At 36.1% G+C, this 21156-nt stretch carries 17 protein-coding genes and 4 tRNA genes; 2 read left to right on the top strand and 19 right to left on the bottom strand.

The annotated features are described in order from the left end of the window. Positions 1-47: 47 nt before the first annotated feature. From rpoC to QM538_00145, 14 genes are all read right to left on the bottom strand, one after another. Entirely contained in the window at positions 48-4259 is a 4212-nt protein-coding gene (gene rpoC, locus QM538_00210) for a DNA-directed RNA polymerase subunit beta' (protein ID MDI9346920.1), read from the bottom strand. Positions 4260-4264: 5 nt separating this feature from the next. Next, positions 4265-8377: a DNA-directed RNA polymerase subunit beta gene (gene rpoB / locus QM538_00205; protein ID MDI9346919.1), complete on the bottom strand. Its 4113-nt coding sequence runs from the start codon at positions 8375-8377 to the stop codon at positions 4265-4267. Between the two features lie 62 nt (positions 8378-8439). Further along, complete coding sequence (gene rplL / locus QM538_00200; protein ID MDI9346918.1) at positions 8440-8820, bottom strand: 50S ribosomal protein L7/L12; 381 nt, start codon at positions 8818-8820, stop codon at positions 8440-8442. A 19-nt stretch (positions 8821-8839) separates the two neighbouring features. Beyond that, positions 8840-9361, bottom strand: a complete 522-nt coding sequence (gene rplJ / locus QM538_00195) for a 50S ribosomal protein L10 (protein ID MDI9346917.1) — start codon at positions 9359-9361, stop codon at positions 8840-8842. Between the two features lie 5 nt (positions 9362-9366). Continuing rightward, positions 9367-10056: a 50S ribosomal protein L1 gene (gene rplA, locus QM538_00190; protein ID MDI9346916.1), complete on the bottom strand. Its 690-nt coding sequence runs from the start codon at positions 10054-10056 to the stop codon at positions 9367-9369. Between the two features lie 2 nt (positions 10057-10058). Continuing rightward, positions 10059-10490: a 50S ribosomal protein L11 gene (rplK, locus tag QM538_00185; GenBank protein ID MDI9346915.1), complete on the bottom strand. Its 432-nt coding sequence runs from the start codon at positions 10488-10490 to the stop codon at positions 10059-10061. A gap of 14 nt (positions 10491-10504) precedes the next feature. After that, positions 10505-11056 (bottom strand): transcription termination/antitermination protein NusG, encoded by a 552-nt coding sequence (gene nusG, locus QM538_00180; protein ID MDI9346914.1) that lies wholly within the window; start codon positions 11054-11056, stop codon positions 10505-10507. 1 nt (position 11057) lies between these two features. Then, a complete protein-coding gene (gene secE / locus QM538_00175; protein MDI9346913.1) occupies positions 11058-11321 on the bottom strand; it encodes a preprotein translocase subunit SecE in 264 nt (87 codons plus the stop codon). A 19-nt stretch (positions 11322-11340) separates the two neighbouring features. Further along, positions 11341-11416, bottom strand: a tRNA-Trp gene (locus QM538_00170). A gap of 16 nt (positions 11417-11432) precedes the next feature. Further along, positions 11433-12623 carry an elongation factor Tu gene (gene tuf, locus QM538_00165; protein MDI9346912.1) on the bottom strand — a complete coding sequence of 397 codons (1191 nt, stop codon included), beginning with the start codon at positions 12621-12623 and terminating at the stop codon, positions 11433-11435. A gap of 26 nt (positions 12624-12649) precedes the next feature. Beyond that, positions 12650-12725 (bottom strand) — tRNA-Thr (locus QM538_00160). An 8-nt stretch (positions 12726-12733) separates the two neighbouring features. After that, positions 12734-12807, bottom strand: a tRNA-Gly gene (locus tag QM538_00155). 20 nt (positions 12808-12827) lie between these two features. Then, a tRNA-Tyr gene (locus QM538_00150) sits at positions 12828-12912 on the bottom strand. A 107-nt stretch (positions 12913-13019) separates the two neighbouring features. Further along, complete coding sequence (locus QM538_00145; GenBank protein ID MDI9346911.1) at positions 13020-14804, bottom strand: N-acetylglutaminylglutamine amidotransferase; 1785 nt, start codon at positions 14802-14804, stop codon at positions 13020-13022. Between the two features lie 66 nt (positions 14805-14870). Here QM538_00145 and QM538_00140 point away from each other — a divergent pair, with 66 nt between their 5' ends. Beyond that, positions 14871-15470: a urate hydroxylase PuuD gene (locus tag QM538_00140; protein MDI9346910.1), complete on the top strand. Its 600-nt coding sequence runs from the start codon at positions 14871-14873 to the stop codon at positions 15468-15470. 33 nt (positions 15471-15503) lie between these two features. Further along, positions 15504-16424 carry an ornithine carbamoyltransferase gene (gene argF / locus QM538_00135; protein ID MDI9346909.1) on the top strand — a complete coding sequence of 307 codons (921 nt, stop codon included), beginning with the start codon at positions 15504-15506 and terminating at the stop codon, positions 16422-16424. Here argF and phoU read toward each other — a convergent pair. From phoU to QM538_00110, 5 genes are read right to left on the bottom strand one after another with little or no spacing between them, the layout of a single operon-like run. After that, positions 16411-17130, bottom strand: a complete 720-nt coding sequence (gene phoU, locus QM538_00130; GenBank protein MDI9346908.1) for a phosphate signaling complex protein PhoU — start codon at positions 17128-17130, stop codon at positions 16411-16413. The two genes, argF and phoU, sit on opposite strands and share 14 nt — an antisense overlap. A 2-nt stretch (positions 17131-17132) precedes the next feature. Then, a complete protein-coding gene (pstB, locus tag QM538_00125) occupies positions 17133-17957 on the bottom strand; it encodes a phosphate ABC transporter ATP-binding protein PstB (GenBank protein ID MDI9346907.1) in 825 nt (274 codons plus the stop codon). A gap of 22 nt (positions 17958-17979) precedes the next feature. Next, on the bottom strand, positions 17980-19224 hold the full coding sequence (gene pstA, locus QM538_00120; GenBank protein MDI9346906.1) for a phosphate ABC transporter permease PstA: 1245 nt from the start codon (positions 19222-19224) through the stop codon (positions 17980-17982). After that, entirely contained in the window at positions 19217-20101 is an 885-nt protein-coding gene (pstC, locus tag QM538_00115; GenBank protein MDI9346905.1) for a phosphate ABC transporter permease subunit PstC, read from the bottom strand. The genes pstA and pstC overlap by 8 nt, the downstream gene beginning before the upstream one ends. Positions 20102-20134: 33 nt before the next feature. After that, the gene (locus QM538_00110) at positions 20135-21145 is read right to left on the bottom strand and encodes a substrate-binding domain-containing protein (protein MDI9346904.1); all 1011 of its coding nucleotides are present in this window, start codon (positions 21143-21145) and stop codon (positions 20135-20137) included. Between the last annotated feature and the right edge of the window lie 11 nt (positions 21146-21156).

The raw sequence follows: 21156 nt of genomic DNA, 5'->3' as shown, positions 1-21156 counted from the left end.
CCTGATAAGGACGATTATTATACCCTAAAAATTATAAAAAGTAGGAATTATTTGTCTAATGATGCTAATTGTTTTGCAATTTCAATCTCTGCATTTTTTCTTTCAGATACAGCTTTAATTTTTTTCTTAACTTTTAATGAAAAACCGGTTCCAGCTGGGATAAGCCCACCCACAACAACATTTTCTTTTAGCCCTAATAGCGGATCTATCCTTCTTCTAATTGCAGATTCAGTTAAAATTCTAGTTGTTTCTTGAAATGACGCTGCAGATATAAAGGAATCTGTCACTAAGGAGGCTCGTGTTATTCCTAGCAACACATTTGTGTACTCTGCTGGTTTTTGGTTTTTCTGAATGAGCTCTTGATTAGCAATATCAACTTTAATTCTATCAATTTGCTCACCAGGAAGAAATAAAGAATCGCCAGAATTATCAATTTCTACTTTTCTGAGCATTTGTCTAATGATCAATTCTATATGTTTATCATTAATTTTAACAGCTTGAAGTCTATAAACATCTTGAATTTCTTTTACCAAATATTCGGAAAGCTTCGCTACCCCCATCAACCTAAGAATGTCATGTGGATCAACTTCTTTTCCTTCGCTTATAATTTCACCTTTTTCTATTTTCTCACCTTCATGGACATTTATTTTTCTCCATTTAGGTAACATAATTTCTTCTAAGATTTCATTAGTTTCACTGATAATATGAGTGCGTCTTTTGCCTTTGGTTTCTTTTCCAAAAGCTATTACACCATCAAATTTTGCTAACACGGCAGTATCTTTGGGATGCCTTGCTTCAAATAAATCTACAATTCTTGGTAATCCACCAGTTATATCAGAACTTCGTGCCGACTCTTCAGGTATAACAGCCAGTACATCGCCTGGTAACACTTCTTGTTTCTCAGCCACTCTCAGTAACGAAGATTCTGTAAGTAAATATGAAATTGGTATCTCTGAACTTTTATAAAATAGTTCGTTCCCACTACCATCCACAAGCTTAATAGTTGGTTTAATAGAAGTGTCTGAAGTAGAAGAAGTCTTACTTGCATCAAGTACTACATAATTACCTATACCTGTTTGGGCATCTTCTTGATACTCAACATTCACCCTGTCAACAAAGTTCTCAAACTTTACATACCCCTTATGTTCACAAATAATTGGGTAGGTGTGCGGATCCCAGCTAGCAACTAATTTTCCAACTTGGACTTCGTCCAAGTTATTATAGTTAATTACTGAACCGTATGGTACTTTATAACGACCTTTTTCAGTGTCGTTTTTATCCAATATACTAACCCTACCTGATCGAGAAATGACAGTTCTTGTACCGTCTCTATTAACAATAGTTCTGAGATCTTGATACACAACTTTACCATCGACAGGTGAGTCAACTTTATTTTGGGCAACAGTTCTAGAAGTCGCACCACCGATATGGAAAGTACGCATAGTCAACTGTGTACCAGGCTCACCAATTGATTGCGCAGCAATAACACCAACCGCTTCACCAATAGAAACTAATTTACCTCGTGCTAAATCTCTGCCGTAGCACATAGCACATAGACCATATTTTGACTCACAAGTAATTACTGAACGGACAAAAATTGAGTCTATCTTATGTTTTTCGAGTAATTCAATGTGTTTTTCTGTTAGTAAAGTATTTTTCTTTATTAATATTTGATCTGTATTTTTATGGGTTTGTAAGTCTTCCGCGCACACTCTACCAAGTACACGAGATGATAATGATTCAACAATCTCACCACCTTCAATAACGCTACTGCTTGTTATACCGTTAGCCGTGCCACAATCTTCCTCAACTATAACTAAATCTTGTGCAACATCAACAAGTCGTCGAGTTAAATAACCAGAATTCGCTGTTTTTAGAGCTGTGTCGGCAAGTCCTTTTCTCGCTCCATGGGTTGAAATAAAATACTGATGCACATCTAACCCTTCTTTAAAGTTTGCAGTTATTGGGGTTTCAATAATAGTTCCATCAGGTTTCGCCATCAATCCTCGGATTCCAGAAAGTTGGCTAATTTGTTGCAAAGAACCTCTTGCTCCTGAATCCCACATCATGTAAATAGAGTTGAAAGATGGTTGCTTTTGATTTTCGCCAGTAAGTGGGTTAGTGACTGTTTCAGTCTCTAAATTATTTCTCATAGAAATTGTAATCTCTTCATTAATTTTTGACCAGACATCAATTACTTTATTGTAACGCTCACCTTCTGTAATCAATCCATTATTAAATTGGTTAAAGATCTTTTTAATTTCTTCATGCCCTCGATTAATGAGAATATCCTTGTTTTTAGGGACTAAAATATCATCCATACCTATTGAAACAGCAACTCTTGTTGCAAATTGAAGACCGTAGGCCATAAGATTATCAGCAAAAGTAACAGTCTCTTTAATGCCAATTGCATGATAGCACTTATTAATAGCACTCGAAATTGCTTTTTTTGTCATGACTAAGTTAAGAACATTAAAACTTAATCCAATAGGAAGCAATCTAGATAATATCGCGCGACCAGTTGTAGTTTTATAAACGCGACATTCAGAAGTTATTTCACCATCTTTATTAAAATTTCGCTCCTCTATTTTGCAAAATATTTGAGCATTAAGGCCCAATTGACCAGTCAAATACGCTCTCTCAACTTCGTCAGGATCAACATAAAAACTACCTTCACCTAAATCGAAGAGTCTTTCTTTTGTCATTGAATATAAACCTAAAACAATATCTTGGGAAGGTACAATATTAGGTTCTCCGTTTGCGGGAGATAGTATATTATTAGATGAAAGCATCAGAATCTTAGCTTCTAGTTGAGCTTCTATTGAAAGCGGGACATGGACTGCCATTTGGTCACCATCAAAATCTGCATTAAATGCAGTACAGACTAATGGATGTAACTGTATTGCTTTTCCTTCAATCAATACAGGTTCAAAAGCTTGAATTCCTAGTCGATGTAATGTTGGAGCGCGATTTAACAAAATAGGATGTCCTTTAATTACTTCATCAAGAATATCCCAAACGATTGATTCTTCTCGATCTACCATTTTTCGTGCTAGCTTTATTGTCGTACTTAGACCTCGTAGTTGAAGTTTGGAAATTATAAATGGTTTAAACAATTCTAAAGCCATTTTTTTTGGTAATCCACATTGATGCAGTCTTAAATTCGGACCAACAACAATCACTGATCGACCAGAATAATCAACTCTTTTTCCAAGTAAATTCTGTCTAAATCTTCCTTGCTTTCCTTTAATCACATCTGCGAGAGATTTTAAAGGTCTTCTATTTGTCCCCAGAGTAGCGCGTGAACGTCTACTATTATCAATGAGCGCGTCTACGGCTTCTTGCAACATTCTTTTTTCATTTCTAATAATGATATCAGGGGAATGAATCTCCAAAAGTCGTTTTAATCTATTATTACGATTGATGACTTTACGGTATAGATCATTCAAATCTGCCGATCCAAATCTTCCACCATCAAGAGGCACTAAAGGTCTAAGATCCGGAGGTAGTACAGGTAACACTGTCATAACCATCCATTCAGGACGATTTTTGGATGTTATAAACGAGTCAATAATTTTTAGCCGTTTAGATAGTCTTTTTAGTTTAATTTCTGATTTATTTTTTTGGAGTAACTCGTGAGTGGCTTTTTTTTCGTTCTCTAGATTGATCTCGCATAACATCGAATGAATAGCTTCAGGTCCCATCTTGGCATCAAAATCTTCTCCAAACTGCTTAATTTTATCCAAGTACTCTTGGTCTGTAAGTAACTGGCCTTTCTTTAAATCAGTTAACCCAGGGTCAATAACTAAAAATCTTTCAAACGCTAAGATACTTTGTAATTGCTTTAAAGTCAAATCTAAGAGCAATCCAATTCTTGAAGGAAGTGAGTTCACGAACCAAGTATGAACTACTGGGGACGCCAATTCAATATGACCCATTCGGTCTCTTCTGACTTTTGACAAAGTTACTTCTACGCCACATTTTTCGCAAACTTGACCTTTATGTTTGGATCGTTTATATTTTCCACACAAGCATTCAAAATCTTTTACAGGCCCAAATATTTTTGCACAAAATAATCCGTCACGTTCTGGCTTAAAAGTTCTGTAATTTATCGTTTCTGATTTTCTTACTTCACCAAAAGACCAACTTCGAATAGTTTCTGGAGAAGCAATTGAAATCTCAATCGCATCCACAGATTTAAGCTTTCTTTGCTTCGACTGAAATTGCTTTGAAAATATTTGATCAAACTGAATATTCATACTTTTTATTTCTCCATTTCGTGCACTTTAATATCGAGTGCAATTGAGCGAATTTCTTTTATCAGCACATTAAACGATTCTGGAACCTCAGATTCAAAGGATTGCCCACCCTCAATAATGTTTTTATACACTCTATTTCTTCCAGAAATGTCATCTGACTTATAAGTCAATAGCTCATGTAATGTATGTGCAGCGCCATACGCTTGTAGTGCCCAAACTTCCATTTCGCCAAATCGCTGACCACCAAATTGAGCTTTCCCACCTAAAGGCTGCTGAGTAACTAACGAATAAGGTCCGGTACTACGTGCATGCATTTTCTCATCGACTAGATGGTTTAACTTGAGCATATACATATAACCAATTGTGACAGGATTTAAAAATTTATCGCCTGTAACTCCATCATATAGAGTAACTTTACCACTGGTAGGAAGTTTAGCAAGTGTCAACATTTTTTTAATATCCTCTTCTGAGGCTCCGTTAAAAACTGGAGTGGCAAAAGGGATTCCGCCAATCAGATTATTGACAAGTTGAGTAAAGTCATGTTCTGAAAAATTTTTAAATTTATTTACAGTTGGGTCAGATGAGCCATATACTAAATTTAAAAATTCTTTGCATTCAATTTGAGTCGCATTCTTTTCTAACAATTTAGCGAGTTGATTACCTAATGCTTTAGAAGCCCATCCTAAATGCGTTTCCAAAACTTGGCCAATGTTCATACGGCTAGGCACACCTAACGGATTTAGTACAATATCAACAGGCGTACCATCTTCCAAAAATGGCATATCTTCTACAGGCACAACCATAGAAATAACTCCTTTATTACCATGCCTTCCAGCCATTTTGTCACCTGGTTGTAATCTACGTTTTACTGCAATGAACACTTTTACCATCTTCAGAACATTAGGTGGCAGATCATCATGTCGAGTAATGTTTGCTTTCATTTCATCAAACATTTTTTTATATTTTTTATTTAAATCATCGGCTTGAGAGGAAAGAATTTCTAACTTATCTGCTACTGTTGGGTCTTTAATTCTAATTTCAAATATCTCATCTGAGCTAAATTGATTTAGTAAATTATCATCTAAAACCACACCAGATTTACAAGAACCTAGTGAATGTTGTAATTTGTGACCTTTAACAACAAGTTTGACGCGTTTAATAATATCTTCTTTTTGAATTCTAACCTCATCGTCGATATTCTTCTTAAGTTTAGCAACCTCTTCTTTTTCAATTGACAGTGCCCTGGAGTCTTTTGGTATGCCCTCACGTGTAAACACTCGCACATCAACGACTACACCTTCCATTCCTTGAGGAGCTCTAAGTGAGCTATCTTTGACTTCAGTAGCTTTCTCAGCAAATATAGCCCTAAGAAGTTTTTCTTCTGGACTCTGCTGAATTTCCCCTTTGGGGGTGACCATCCCAACTAAAATATCATTCGGTTTGACCTCAGAACCAATATAAATAACACCCGAATCATCAAGTTTATTCAGTAGGTGTTCGGAGACATTAGGTATGTCAGAAGTGATCTCTTCTTTACCTAGTTTTGTATCTCTAGCAATACATTCCAATTCTTCAATATGGATTGATGTAAATCTATCTTCTTTGACAACTCGCTCAGATATTAATATTGAATCTTCAAAATTATATCCGTTCCAAGGCATAAAAGCTACAAGCATGTTTTGACCTAGGGCAAGCTCTCCCAAATCACTGCATTGACCATCCGCCAACACATCACCAGCGTGAACTTTTTCACCAATTTTAACTATTGGTTTTTGATTGATACACATATTTTGATTGGATCTAGTGTATTTAACCAAATTATATATATCTACACCAGATTGGATTTTATGCTTTTCTATTTCATCTTCATTAACCCGCACAACAACTCGATTTGACTCAACCCGATCAACAACACCACTTCTTTTTGCAACAACAGTTGCTCCAGAATCTATGGCAACAATTTTCTCAAGACCTGTTCCAACAAGTGGTTTTTCTGGTCTAAGTAAAGGCACAGCTTGTCTTTGCATATTTGAACCCATAAGCGCTCTGTTCGCGTCATCATGTTCAAGAAATGGTATTAATGCCGCAGCTACAGACACAATTTGACTAGGTGAGACGTCAATGTACTGTACCTGGTCGCATGAAATTAGGAGAAATTCGTTTTTATATCTGCAAGTAACTAACTCACTCGTCAATTTTCCATTTGAATCCACGGGGGTGCGTGCCTGAGCAATTATAAAATTACTTTCTTCAATCGCACTTAGATAAACCACATGCTTGGATACAATGCCTTTATCAACTCTAAAATATGGGGTAATTAAAAAACCATATCGATTAATCTTTGAATACATCGCCAAAGAATTTATCAATCCAATATTTGGACCTTCTGGAGTTTCTATAGGGCAAATTCTACCGTAATGAGTAGGGTGCACATCTCTAACTTCAAAACCAGCTCTATCTCTAGCCAAACCACCTGGTCCCAGCGCTGAAATTCTTCTCTTGTGTGTTACTTCAGATAATGGATTGATTTGATCCATAAACTGACAAAGAGGGCTTTTGTTAAAAAACTCTTTTAATGCGTATGTAACAGGTTTGGAGTTAATAATTTCGTGATACTCTGCTTCGTCATTTTCATACTGCGACAAGCGATCCATAACAGATCTTTCTAGTCTCACTAAACCTATTCTAAATTGATTTTCAATCATCTCACCTGCAGTTCTGATTCTTCTGTTGCCAAGATTATCAATATCATCAACCTCATCTCTACCATCTCTAATATTAATTAGAACTCTCATAGTGTCAACAATATCTTCTTTGGTTAGGACTGTAGGACCAGTTAAATCTTTTCTTTTCATTCTTAAATTAAATTTCATCCGACCAACATCAGATAGATCATACCGAGCAGGTTGAAAAAAAAGATTTTTGAAAAAATCATTGAGAACATCCTGGGTGACAGGTTCACCAGGTCGCATTAATCTAAACAATTCTGTGAGGGCATCAGTGGTACTGTTACATTTATCAATATCTAGGGTTTGAGCGATATAGGGTCCACGATCAATTTCATTTGTCAAAATAATTGGGAACTTATCTATACTGTGTTTAATTAGATCACTCAATAGCTCAGAAGTTACAGGTGTGTTAATGTGATGTAATATTTCACCGGTTTTTCGATCATACATTGGTTTGGATAATCGTTTTTGGTATAACCAGTGTTCTGGCAAACTAATAAATTTTACCTTTGCATCCGCTAATTCCTGAATATGTTTTTCTGTTATACGTTTACCCTTTGAAACTACTATTGATTTGTTCAGCATAATGTCAAACGGGGCTAATTCATTTAGAAATAATTCGGGATTAAATTCGATGGTGTATCCAATTCCATCAGTGTGAAGAATATCAACACAAGTATAGAACAATTTAAGAATAGACTCTTCATCGTATTCAAGTGCTTTTAGCAAAACTGTTGCAGGAATTTTTCTCTTCCTATCAATTCTAATATACAAGCAATCCTTAGTATCAAACTCAAAATCCAACCATGATCCTCTATAGGGTATAATTCGAGCTAAATAAAGCAATTTACCAGAAGTATGAGTTTTGCCTTCGTCATGATCAAATAGCACACCTGGTGATCTATGCAGTTGTGAAACAAGTACTTTTTCGACGCCATTAACGACAAAGGTGCCATACTCAGTCATAAGCGGTATTTCAGCTAAATAAATTTCATGTTGGCTAATTTCTTTTACTTTTTTTCTAGTTTCATTATCTTTTTGTTTTTGATACATTACGACACGAACCGTAACAACCAATTGAGAAACATAACTAACATTTCTAATAATTGCTTCTCTTACATTAAATAAGGGTGGTTTTAATTTTGAACTTACATATTCAATTTGAATATTACCAGAATGGCTTTTTAATGGAAAAAAAGCACTAAGGACACGCTCTATACCCGAAGATATCTCAACCCCATTTTCAGCTCTTTTTTCTAGAAAGAACTTGTACGAATGTAACTGAATATCAAGTAGCTTTGTCTGAATTTGTTGATCAGAAGAAATATTGGTATGTACACCAAAAAACTTACGAATTCTTTTTTTTTCAGTATGAGAAATTGACTGCATGTAATTAATTGACACCTATATTGTTATAAAGTGAAGGACAAATATTTATAAAGAACAAGATGCTACTTAAGCTCAACTTGTGCGCCAGCGTCTGTCAATTTCTTAGCTACTTCTTCTGCATCTTTTTTAGGTAGATTTTCCTTAATAATTTTTGGAGCTCCGTCAACTAAATCTTTTGCTTCTTTAAGGCCTAGTCCAGTTAGCTCTTTGACTACCTTAATTAGACCAACTTTATTATCCCCAGATTTTAATAACATTACATTAAAAGAGTCTTTTACTGGTTCAGCTACCGAAGCAGCACCACCACTTGCAGGACCTGCTGCCACAACTGCTTGCGCGGCAGTAACTCCGAATTTTTCCTCCATGGCTTTGACCAAGTCAACGATTTCCATTACTGACTTGCTTGAAATAGCTTCTATTATTTGATCATTTGTAAGCGACATACTTATATTCTCCTTTACTTTATTTTTTGTTTAATGAAATTGCATGAATTGTTGATGCTAGTTTTTGCGGGATTTGAAAAAGTGTGCGAGCAAGTTTAGTCACTGGCATTTTTAATAATCCTGCAAGTATAGCAATTGCTTCTTGACGGTTCGGTAAGTTAGCAACCCTACCTAGTTCGTCTTTTTCAAATACCCTTCCTTCAATAACAATTAAAGCAGGTTTTAAATTTGAATAAGACGCAAGTGCTTGATTAATCAAACGCGGAGCACCTACCATCTCTCCAAGCGAAAAAGCATAAAGCAAATGTCCATGAAGTCTATCATTAGCGCTTTCAAAAGAAGTGTTCTTGAATCCTACTCGTGCTAATGTATTTTGAACTATTTTAATTTTCACTTGAGCTTTTCTTGCTGCGCTTCTAAGCAATGTGAGCTCAGCATTATTCATACCAGTATAGGTTGCAACAACTAAAGAACTTGACTTCTCTGCAAGTTCTTTTATTTCCGCAACAATTAATTCTTTTTGACTTCTATTTAATGTCATAATTACTACCTCAGTCCAGACATATCAATTCTCACTGAAGGACTCATAGTTGCAGACACATACAGTTTCTGTAAAAACAAGCCTTTACTTGAAGATGGTTTTAACTTTTGGATTTCACTGAGTAAGGTTTTTATATTGTCCACTATTTTATCACTAGAGAAGTTGATTTTACCAACTGATGTATGAATAATTCCAGCTTTATCATTTCTAAATATTGCTTGCCCTGATTTAGCGTTTTTTACCGCAATTTCAACATCGTTTGAAACGGTGCCAAGTTTCGGATTGGGCATTAATCCTTTAGGACCGAGAATTTGTCCTAATGTTGAAACATATTTCATAGTAGAAGGCATGGCAATTAAAATATCAAAATCAAAAACGCCTTCTTTGATTGATTTAGCTAGATCATCAGTACCAACAATATCTGCGCCTGCCTGTGAAGCTTTATGAGCATGTTCACCTTCGGCAAAAACTGCAACACGTTTAGTTTTACCTACTCCATGAGGTAACGTTATCGCCCCTCGAACTGTTTGCTCAGATTTAGATGCGTCTATACCGAGAACGATTGCAATATCCACCGATTGATTAAATTTAGTAATCGGAGTCTTTTTTAAAATTTCAATGGCGTCAATTAGAACATAGAACGTTTCTCTATTAATACTTGATTGGGCAGAAATATATCTTTTACTTCTTTTCATTTTTACACTCCATCAACTTCCAAACCCATACTTCTAGCGGAACCAGCAATTATCCGAATAGCAGCATCAAGTTCAAAAGCATTAAGGTCTTCTTGCTTTACCTTGACGATTTCTTCAAGCTGTTTTCTTGTGACTTTACCAACTTTATTTTTATTTGGCACCCCGCTTCCTTTTTGGATTCCAGATGCTTTTTTCAAAAGTATTGTTGCAGGAGGTGACTTCATTATGAAGGTAAAACTTTTATCTTTATAGATAGTAATGACAACAGGTATCGGAAGACCTTTTTCTATGCTTTCTGTCTTAGCGTTAAATTGTTTACAAAAGTCCATAATATTAATTCCTCTTGGGCCAAGAGCAGTGCCAACTGGAGGACTTGGATTAGCTTGGCCTGCTGCAACTTGCAATTTTACATACCCTGTTATTTCTTTTGCCATAAATTCTCCTTTTCCTATTTTAATTTAACTACTTGACTAAACTCCATATCAACAGGAGTCGGACGACCAAAAACCGTCAGAGAAATTTTTAATCTATTTCTCTCAAAATCAACTTCTTCTACAGTACCACTAAAATCGTTAAATGGACCGCTGGTAACTCTAACAAACTCACCGGGTGAGAATAGTACCTTTGGCTTTGGTTTGTTGACGCCTTCTTCAATTTGACCTCTAATGCTATTAATATCATTATCAGCGATCGGCTCAGGTTGATCTCCCCTGCCCCCAATAAATCCTAAAAGATTTGGAGTGTGCCTAATTAAGTGCCAACTCTCACTTGTTAAAGCCATTTGAATAAAAATATAACCGGGGTACAGCCGACGTTCTACTTTTCTCTTCTGTCCTGATTTAATTTCAATCACATTTTCTGTTGGAACTAATATTTCACCAAAAAATTGTGTCATATTTAATCGAGCAATTCGTTCTTTTAAAGTTACTACTGCTTTTTGTTCATTTCCTGAATAGGCTTGAACTATGTACCATTTCATTTCTATCTGCTGATCGGTCATTTTAAAATCCTAAAAAGTTTCTCACTACCCATCCAAAAAATAAATCGATGAGCCAAAGTATCAAACTTAACACAATAACCGCAACTAAAACTTGAAAAGTTACTGTCATTGTTTCAACTCGTGTCGGGTAAACCATTTTCTTTAATTCAAATGCAGATTCTTTAATAAAAACAAAAAGACTGCTTGATAATTCAAAGAATCTTTGTTTGAAAGATTCTTTTGGATGATTCTTATCAATTTTTAATGATTTAGATATTTTATTCATTTAATTTCTATATATTCAGTGGCAGGCCAGGAGGGACTTGAACCCCCAACCTACGGTTTTGGAGACCGTTGCTCTACCAATTGCGCTACTGGCCTAAACATAATCTCCGTATTATTCAATTATTTTTGTTACTACCCCTGCACCCACTGTTTTTCCACCTTCTCGTATTGCAAAACGCACACCGTTTTCCATTGCAATTGCGTTAATCAAGTTTACATTAATTTTTACATTGTCTCCAGGCATGATCATTTCTGTTCCACTCGGTAGTTGTACCTCACCGGTTACATCGGTAGTTCTAAAATAGAACTGTGGTCGATATCCATTAAAAAATGGAGTGTGTCTTCCACCTTCATCTTTTGAGAGCACATACACCTCTGCTTCAAATTTTGTATGTGGAGTTATGCTTCCTGGTTTACAAAGCACTTGACCCCGCTCTACTTCTTCTCGTTTAGTGCCTCTCAGAAGAACACCAACATTATCGCCGGCTTGCCCTTCATCAAGCAGCTTTCTGAACATCTCAACTCCGGTACAGGTAGTTTTTTGAGTTGGTCTGATGCCAACTATTTCTATTTCATCGCCAACCAGCACCCTACCTCGATCAACCCTACCAGTAACTACGGTACCTCGACCTGATATTGAAAAGACATCTTCAATAGGGAGTAGGAATGGTTGATCAATGGGTCGTTCTGGAATTGGTATAAATGAATCCATGGCTTCTACTAATTTTTCAATTGCTTTAGTGCCGATGTCTGACTGGTCACCTTCAACAGCTTTGAGCGCACTTCCGATGATGATTGGTGTTTCATCGCCTGGGAATTCATACTTTTTAAGTAAATCGCGAACTTCTAACTCAACCAAGTCAATGAGTTCTTTATCATCGACCATGTCTGCCTTATTGAGGAAGACGACGATGCGAGGAACACCTACCTGACGAGCAAGGAGAATATGTTCTCGGGTTTGTGGCATAGGTCCATCATTTGCTGATACCACCAAAATTGCACCATCCATTTGGGCGGCACCTGTAATCATATTTTTAACATAGTCAGCATGGCCAGGGCAATCCACATGCGCATAGTGACGGTTAGTTGAGTAATACTCAACATGAGAAGTAGAGATAGTGATACCTCGAGCTTTTTCTTCAGGGGCATTATCAATTTGATCATACCCTTTAACCTCACCACCAAATTTCTTAGCCATAACCATAGTAAGTGCGGCAGTAAGAGTGGTTTTACCATGATCGACATGGCCTATGGTACCTACATTAACATGGGGTTTAGTGCGTTCAAATTTTTCTTTTGACATATTATCATTCTCCTTATTTCATAGTATGGAGCCCATAACCGGAATCGAACCGGTGACCTCTTCCTTACCAAGGAAGTGCTCTACCGACTGAGCTATATGGGCATCAGTAGTGGAGCGGGTGAGCAGGATCGAACTGCCACCATCAGCTTGGAAGGCTGAGGTTCTACCATTGAACTACACCCGCGGTTAAAATTATCTACCACCTGGTGGAGGGGGTAGGATTCGAACCTACGAAGGCATAGCCAACAGATTTACAGTCTGCCCTCGTTGACCGCTTGAGTACCCCTCCTTGCGTTCAAGGCCCAATACTACGGCCAATTATTATAACACAAAATAAATTAAGAGTTAACATAAAATAAAGCCCTACTCATAGCGTAGAAGTTGGGAGCTATGTAACTAATCTAGCCTACAGTTAGGTAATTTTTGTTGTAGCCAGAGCTCAAACAAGGTAGCATGCCAAAGAGTATTACCTGCTATGGGGGTTCTACCAAGATTATTGGGATCAGTAAGCAACCGCTCAATAGTTTTTTGGTTAAATAAATTTCTATGTTTACAATTTTGAGATGTTAATGTATCGGTAACAAGAGTGAGAGTTTCTCCTTGAAGATATTTAAGTGGAGGGACAGGAAAATATCCTTTATTTCTATAAATCACTTCTCTAGGTAAATATTGTTCTGCAATTTTTTTCAAAATCCCTTTTCCTTGATTTTGTAATTTAACTTCAGGTGGTAAAGTGGCGACAAATTCAACTAAGAACTGATCTAAAAAAGGTACTCGCGCTTCCAGCGCATGAGCCATTGTCATTGAATCAACCCTCTTGACAGGATCATCTACGAGCAACTTGGTTATGTCAAATCTAAGTGCCTGATCTAAAAAAGTATCAGCAAATGGTTTAGAAAGTTCTCGCTGCGCTAATTGACGACTGTAGTCAGGAGTAGTTGGAGATATATTTAACAGAGAAAGTAGATTTTCATGAGATCGATCTAGGTAAGCCAAGTCGAACGTTGAGAACTGGGGATTTGCGTGAAACTGCTGATACCAATGATAGCCTGCAAAAACTTCATCAGCACCCTGTCCACTTAAAACAATATTAAATTCTTTTTTCACTTCCTGAGCAAGTAAATAAAACCCCACTGCATCTTGTGCGAACATTGGTTCGCTCATTGAAGCAATAACGCTCGGAAGCGTTTTCATAAGATCAATTGTTGGGATAAGAAAGACCTTATGCGTACTGCTTATATGATCCGCGACTAGGTTTGAATATCTAAATTCATTACCCTCTTCACTTGGATGATCTTCAAATCCAATACTAAAGGTGCAAACTGGCTGATCGCTGCATTTGGTCATTAGGGCAGCTAGCAAACTAGAATCTAGTCCACCAGATAACAATATGGCAACCGGTACTTCATTCGCGTTAATTTGCTTTCTGACTGCAGATAAGAGCAATTGTTTTGTTTGATCTTGCATTTCTTGTACCGAGATCATGGTTTTAGCTCTGCATGAAATAAGTGACCAATATTGATAAGAAACCTCATCTTGGGTTCTTGAAAAAAAACTATACGTAGCTTGAGGTAATTTTGTAATCTCTTTGACTATAGTATGTGGTGCGGGAACGGCGCCATGAAATGAGAATTGGTAATGAAGCGCAGGTTGATTAAAAGTAATTGAAATATCAGGAAAAGACAATAGCGCATCAATATTTGAAGCAAATCTAATCAGTTGGCTATTCTTATAGATATATAATGGTTTAACACCAAATCTATCTCTAGCTAAAAATAATTGCTGGTTAACTTCATCATAAATCGCAAAGGCAAATATCCCGTCTAATTTTTCACAAATAGCAGATCCCCATTCTTTATACCCTAATAAAATGGCTTCTGTATCGCCACTTGTTACAAATTGGTGGCCAAGTTTTTGTAACGTTTTAGTAATCTCTCTATAGTTATAGATAGTTCCATTAAACACTATTGTGTAACGTTTGTCAAGAGAAATAAGAGGTTGATGGGCGCGCTGATCTAAATCAATCAAAGAAAGCCTGGCATGAGCCAGCGTGCAATGCTGGTAATGAACTATGGCTTGGTGATCAGGTCCGCGATAGGCTATTTTCTGTAAGGCTTGATAGTAGAGATGTTGCTCTTGAGCCTTGGCAGTTATCCTAAATTCTCCAAAAATTCCACACATTGATATTGTAAGAATAGTTTACAGTATGTGGTAAAATGTTGGCGTGATCAAACAAGGAGTAAAATTATGAACCCATTAAAAACTATTACTGGCACATTGGTTGTTGGTTTTATATTAGCAATAATTATTTCTTTCCTATCAGGAAAACAAGAAATTGCTTTAAATACCTTAAGTCTTGTAGTGTGGTTACATGTATTTTTTGGAATTATATGGATTGGCTTATTGTATTATTTTAATTTTGTTCAAGTTCCAGCTCTAGCAGAAGCCGCTTCAGACACTAATGGGCCCGGCGGAAAAGGAATAACAAAATACCTAGCACCTCGAGCACTTTTGTGGTTTAGATGGGGTGCCGTTGCAACTTGGTTAACTGGAGCAATCGCAATCGAGTTGCTCTTTGGTAATGGTAAAATTATAGATATCTTTTTTAAATTTTCATCTCCAGTAATGAGTATTGGTGCCTGGTTAGGTACCATTATGTTATTTAATGTTTGGGTTTTTATCTGGCCAAATCAGAAAAAAGTTCTCGGAATTGTAGAAGCAACCGATGAAGAAAAAAATAAAGCTAGAATGGTAGCCTTTTACGCATCACGTACCAACGCCATACTTTCTATTCCAATGATTTTATCTATGGTTTCCTATGGTCATGGTGGCTATATTTTTTACTGATATCGTTTAACCAATCATTTATTTAATTTTGTCGTGAGTTTAAATATTTCTCTTAGGCATTTGCTTTCTATTGGAGACTTAACTAAGTCTGAATTTGAATGCATTATCAAAACTGCAATAGAGTTAAAAGCGGAACATAGGCAGAAAAAAAAACATAGCAAGTTGCTTACTAACAAAACACTTGCGATGGTATTTGAAAGTCACTCTACAAGGACAAGAATTTCATTTGAAGTAGCGATGAACCACTTAGATGGTAACGCGATAGTCTTGCCGTATGGAGATTCGCAATTAGCACGAGGAGAAAGTATTTCAGACAGCGCTAAAGTTCTTTCACGTTACTGTGATGCCATCTTGGTTCGAACTAAAAATCATGAAACCTTAATTGAATTTGCAAAGTATTCATCTATTCCAATTATAAACGGATTAAGTGACAAGGAACATCCCTGTCAGGTTTTGGCAGATATTATGACCATACAAGAAGAATTTGGATCAGTAAAAAATAAAGTTATCTGCTGGATTGGTGATTGTAATAATGTATTTTTTTCATTAGTAAAAGCGAGTGAAATTTGTGATTTTGAAATACGCATTGCTTGCCCAGAATCTATAATTCAAATTAATAAAGATTATCTAATCAAGCAAGGAGTAAAAGCGAGTTCAAATACCGAGACCATGGTCAGAGGTGCTGATGTAGTCATGACAGATGTATGGTTGAGTATGCATCATTCAGAAAGCGAACAAGATGAACGAAAAAAATTATTTAGCCCATTTAAAGTCACTAAACAAATTATGAAATTTGCCAATAAAAATGCAATATTTTTACATTGCCTTCCAGCTAAAAGAGACCAAGAAGTTGAAGGTGATGTTATTGATGGGCCAACTTCTAGAGTATGGGATGAAGCGGAAAATAGACTCCATGTGCAAAAAAGTCTGTTGTTAAAACTTATGAATTTTTAGTTGGAACTTCTGACTGATTACCTAAATGTCTGACGTCAAGACCCTGCACTTCATAGACAATATACTCACAAATATTACTACAATGATCACTTATCCGCTCACAGGATCGGATACAATTACTTAAACGCAAGTAAGTCCAAGCATGCTCTGGAAAATCCTTTAATAACTTAACCAAATTATTCGTTTGATTTCTTAATTCAATTTCAATTTCTGAATCTTTACGTAATTGAATTAGCGCATCACTAAGACTTAATGACGAAAGGGCGTGACAGGATTTTTGCAATCGATGGGTAACTAACTCGCTAAGTTCGGAAAGTGGTTTGGCAGAATCGGCCATTTGATCGTCAATTATAAACGCACTAATAGAAGCAAAACGTTTTGCTTCATCACCAATTCTCTCAAGATCTTGAATAAGTTTAAGTCCAGAAACTAACATCCTTAAATCTCTGGCAGCCGGCTGTCTCAACGCAATGGTGGTAATAATATGAGAATCGATTCTTTTTTCAGAATCATTAATACGTTGATCATTTTTCATTACTTGTTTTGCAAGTTGGATATTATTTTCCAATAGTGAAGTAAAAGCATTGGTAACTTGTTGCAGAACTTCTACAGCCATACTAACTAACTGCTGATGTAATTTTTCTAACTCCTGAGAATAATCTGGAGAGGTGTGTTTAAAGTATGTTGAATTATTGTTTTCCTGCATGGTTAGCCAAATCTCCCTGTTATATAGTTTTCAGTTAGCTGATGTTTTGGTGTGGTGAAAATAAGTGAGGTTTGCCCAACTTCAATTATTTTACCCAAATGGAAAAATGCGGTACGCTGGCTAACTCTTGCGGCTTGTTGCATAGAATGTGTAACAATTACAATAGTATACTTTTCTCTTAATTCATTGATTAATTTCTCAATTCTTGCAGTTGCGATTGGATCAAGAGCTGAACAAGGTTCGTCCATAAGAATTACTTGAGGATTAATCGCAATGGTGCGCGCTATACACAAGCGTTGTTGCTGTCCCCCAGATAAGCTAGTTCCTGGTGCATGTAAGCGATCCCTAACTTCGTCTAACAAACCAACTCGATTGAGACTTGTAAGAACTATTTCTTCAAGCTCTTTTTTATTTTTAGCCAATCCATGGATTCTCGGTCCATAGGCAACATTATCAAAAATTGATTTTAGAAAAGGATTCGGTTTTTGAAACAATATTCCGATATTTTTTCTCAATTGGGCAAGATTTTGCGTTGCCTCATAGATATCCCTACCTTCAAATGTTACCGTTCCATCTATGGTGCATCCTTCTATGGTATCATTAATTCTATTTAAACATCTGATAAAAGTTGATTTTCCACAACCTGATGGTCCAATCAAAGCTAAAACTTCTTTTTTACCGATATCAAGATTACTATTAAAAATAGCTTGCTTTTTATTATAAAAGACGTTAAGATTTCTCACAGTAATTACTGGAGATTCGACATACATTTCACCAAAAGTTTCTTGAAATGTTGCGTTTTGAATATTAAATATAGTATCTTGCATTATTTGAATAAACCTTTCTTTATTAAAATCTTTTTTGGAACCGATTTCGTAATAGTATAGCAAATAAATTAAGAAATACTAATACGACTAATAGTACGAAAATTGCAGCGGCGGCTTTTTCTGCAAAATACTGTTCAGGCTGTTGACTCCATAAGTAGATGATGGTAGGTAGTGAAGCAATCGGGTCGGTGATAGACTCAGTTTTATTTGAAATAAATGATAACATTCCAATAAGTAAAAGAGGTGATGATTCACCTAGCGCTCTTGAGACCCCAATGATAGAACCAGTTAAAAGTCCTGGTAAGGCCAAAGGGATTTTATGGTGGAGAATAACTTGTATGCGACTAGCCCCGAGTCCTAACGCCGCTTCATCAATTGATTTTGGAATATTAGCTAAAGCTGACATACCAGTTACTATTATCAGGGGCATTACCATCAACGAAAGCACCATCCCACCCACCAAAGCAGAAGCCCGAGGTAGACCAAACATGGTAATAAATAAAGTCAATCCGAGTATTCCATAGATAACGGATGGTACAGCTGCTAGGTTATTAATATTGATCACTAAATAATCAGTGATTTTATGTTTAGGAGCGAGTTCTTGAAAATAAACCGATGCTCCAAGTCCAATTGGAAAAGAAATCATAAACGCAATAAGTAACATAGTAACAGAGCCGACCAGAGCTCCATAAACTCCAGCTAATTCTGGAGATTTTGAATCATATGAAGTGAAGAAATTTTTATTAAAACTTTTCTTTATTAGACCTTTCGCTGACCAATACCTTACAATTTCTTTTTCTAAGTCAGTTAAGCTTGACTCATTTTCTTCATTTATAAAAAGCATCACTTCATTATCTAGTGGTACTGATTGAACGAATGTTGATTTAGTAATTTGATTATTTTTATGAAATTGTGAATTTAGAATAAGCGACGAACCTGAAGATATTAAATTAGTAAGTTCAACTTGTTCGAGGTTGGCTTTATTAAGCAAGTAGATTGGTAGAGTTTTTTGAAGCGAATGTTCAAGGGTAGCATAGCTATCTGGAGTTAATGAATTTATTTCATTACCAGTTTCATCAATATTTTTTTCTACTACCCATTCAGTAATCGTAAGGGTAAGTGAATGTGAAAACCATACATTAATGCCTTTATAAATAACAGTGTACAAAAAGAAGCCTAAAAATAGTAACGTAACTAACACCGAGGAAAAACTAATTATGGCGAACATTCGATCTTTGAAAGCTCGGCGAAAAGTTACACTAAACATATTTTTTCCGATAATACGTTATAATTCGAATCGCTAGTGCATTAAAAATAAAAGTAGAGATGAATAACGTGAGCCCTAACGCATAGGCTGCTTTTACGCTTACTCCTTCAAAAGAGAGATCGCCAGTAAGTAACCCAACTATTTGAACGGTGACAGTTGTAAGCGACTCAAAAGGATTTAAAGAAATTCGAGCAGTAAGTCCAGAAGCCATAACCACTATCATGGTCTCTCCGATAGCCCTAGATAAGCCAAGAATACAAGCTGCAATTATGCCGGGTAAAGCGGCCGGTATTACAATTCTTAATATGGTTTCAGATTTATTGGCTCCAAGTGCGAGTGAGCTTTGTCTTTGATTTTCAGGTATTGATTGAATGATATCGTCGCTCATTGATGAAATATATGGGATAATCATTACCCCCATAACAATACCACAGGCTAATGAGCTTTCAGTAGTTGCGGGAATGTCGTAAAATTCAGCAAAAGATCTAAGTTGTGGTCCAACAACCATGGCTGCAAAAAAACCATAGACCACTGTTGGAATGCCGGCAATAAATTCAATGATTGGTTTTAACCATTTTCTCATATTTGGTTTAATGTATTCAGATAAATATATTGCAGTAAGAACTCCAAACGGGACTGCAATTGACATCGAAATTAACGATATTGCGATGGTGCCGAAAAAGAGTGGGATTGCACCATAGTGCTCATTGCTATTGCTAGAAGGCTCCCATTGAGTCGATAAAAAAAACTCCCATATTGAAATAGTGCCAAAAAAAGAAATGCTCTCAAACAATATACTGCCAACAATGCAAACAGTAATTAACGATACAAGAATAGCACTACAGATAAAATAAAATCGTGCTATTCTTTCAACCATAAACAATCCTATTTATTTTCAAAACCTTCAAGTTTATTTTTTGTTAAGATACGTTCGTAGCTGTTTGCGATTTTCTAGTGGTGAAGCGATAAGTCCGATCTTAGTTACGTAACCATTTTCACCTATTGCACGCTCAGAAAAATATTCTTTCAGAAATTCATTGAGCTCTTGGTTGCTTTTCATTTCCGCTTCAGTTGCATAAAGATATAATTTTCTTGAGTATGGATATGTGCCATTAGAAATAGATTTGATAGTTGGAATAACACTCTCTATAGCCACAGAACCAACTTTGTTTTTATTTTCAATTAAATAACTAAAACCAACTAAACCAAACGCATTTTGACTTCTTGAGACTTTTGAAACAGTTAGACTAAAATTATCACCAGTTTCAATGTAGCCGCCATCAATTCTTATCGACCTACAATATTTTTCAAAATCTGCTTTGGATAATTGTTTACTACTCTTTATTTTCTTGCAGATATTTTCAACGATAAGTGTATCTATAGTGTCTCTGGTACCTGAAGCCGCATATGGGCCGTAGATTTCAATTTTAGTTTTCGGAAGACTTGAGTCTATTTCACTCCAAAACTTGGTTGAGTTTTCAATAAAATTAGTTTCGTCAGAGTTTGGTACATAGCGAGCAATGGCTCGATAGAGTTGATACAGGGTTAGTTGTGCATTACTATTTTTCAACCCTCTAATGAGCACCACGCCATCATACCCAATGTTCATCTCAACGAGATTACTTCTTCCATTTTTTTCACATTGTTCCCGCTCTTCGTCTTTTATCAATCGCGATGCGTTTAAAAGTTGTGGTCTAACACTTGTGGAAGGGCTACAATAAAGTTTAATCCCAGCTCCAGTACCAATGCCTTCAACTCGTGGTATTTTCGCTGATGATTTACTAGCAAAAACTTCTGCAACTTTTACAGTAAATGGATAGACAGTTCCTGAACCAACAACATGAATTTCAGCAAAACTGCTTCGAGTACCTAGTACTAGTGTAATTAAAATTACTGTTTTAATAACCCTTGTTTTTTTCATTTTATTCTCCA

This window comes from Candidatus Methylacidiphilales bacterium, assembly GCA_030054035.1.
Taxonomy (GTDB): Bacteria; Pseudomonadota; Gammaproteobacteria; order JASGCS01; family JASGCS01; genus JASGCS01.
This window is presented reverse-complemented; position numbering and strand designations above follow the sequence as displayed.

What these genes read in the sequence shown, in the direction of transcription:
- rpoC (MDI9346920.1), bottom strand. Translation starts at nt 4,259, where the DNA reads ATGAATATTCAGTTTGATCAAATATTTTCAAAGCAATTTCAGTCGAAG.
- rpoB (MDI9346919.1), bottom strand. Translation starts at nt 8,377, where the DNA reads ATGCAGTCAATTTCTCATACTGAAAAAAAAAGAATTCGTAAGTTTTTT.
- rplL (MDI9346918.1), bottom strand. Translation starts at nt 8,820, where the DNA reads ATGTCGCTTACAAATGATCAAATAATAGAAGCTATTTCAAGCAAGTCA.
- rplJ (MDI9346917.1), bottom strand. Translation starts at nt 9,361, where the DNA reads ATGACATTAAATAGAAGTCAAAAAGAATTAATTGTTGCGGAAATAAAA.
- rplA (MDI9346916.1), bottom strand. Translation starts at nt 10,056, where the DNA reads ATGAAAAGAAGTAAAAGATATATTTCTGCCCAATCAAGTATTAATAGA.
- rplK (MDI9346915.1), bottom strand. Translation starts at nt 10,490, where the DNA reads ATGGCAAAAGAAATAACAGGGTATGTAAAATTGCAAGTTGCAGCAGGC.
- nusG (MDI9346914.1), bottom strand. Translation starts at nt 11,056, where the DNA reads ATGACCGATCAGCAGATAGAAATGAAATGGTACATAGTTCAAGCCTAT.
- secE (MDI9346913.1), bottom strand. Translation starts at nt 11,321, where the DNA reads ATGAATAAAATATCTAAATCATTAAAAATTGATAAGAATCATCCAAAA.
- tuf (MDI9346912.1), bottom strand. Translation starts at nt 12,623, where the DNA reads ATGTCAAAAGAAAAATTTGAACGCACTAAACCCCATGTTAATGTAGGT.
- QM538_00145 (MDI9346911.1), bottom strand. Translation starts at nt 14,804, where the DNA reads ATGTGTGGAATTTTTGGAGAATTTAGGATAACTGCCAAGGCTCAAGAG.
- QM538_00140 (MDI9346910.1), top strand. Translation starts at nt 14,871, where the DNA reads ATGAACCCATTAAAAACTATTACTGGCACATTGGTTGTTGGTTTTATA.
- phoU (MDI9346908.1), bottom strand. Translation starts at nt 17,130, where the DNA reads ATGCAGGAAAACAATAATTCAACATACTTTAAACACACCTCTCCAGAT.
- pstB (MDI9346907.1), bottom strand. Translation starts at nt 17,957, where the DNA reads ATGCAAGATACTATATTTAATATTCAAAACGCAACATTTCAAGAAACT.
- pstA (MDI9346906.1), bottom strand. Translation starts at nt 19,224, where the DNA reads ATGTTTAGTGTAACTTTTCGCCGAGCTTTCAAAGATCGAATGTTCGCC.
- pstC (MDI9346905.1), bottom strand. Translation starts at nt 20,101, where the DNA reads ATGGTTGAAAGAATAGCACGATTTTATTTTATCTGTAGTGCTATTCTT.
- QM538_00110 (MDI9346904.1), bottom strand. Translation starts at nt 21,145, where the DNA reads ATGAAAAAAACAAGGGTTATTAAAACAGTAATTTTAATTACACTAGTA.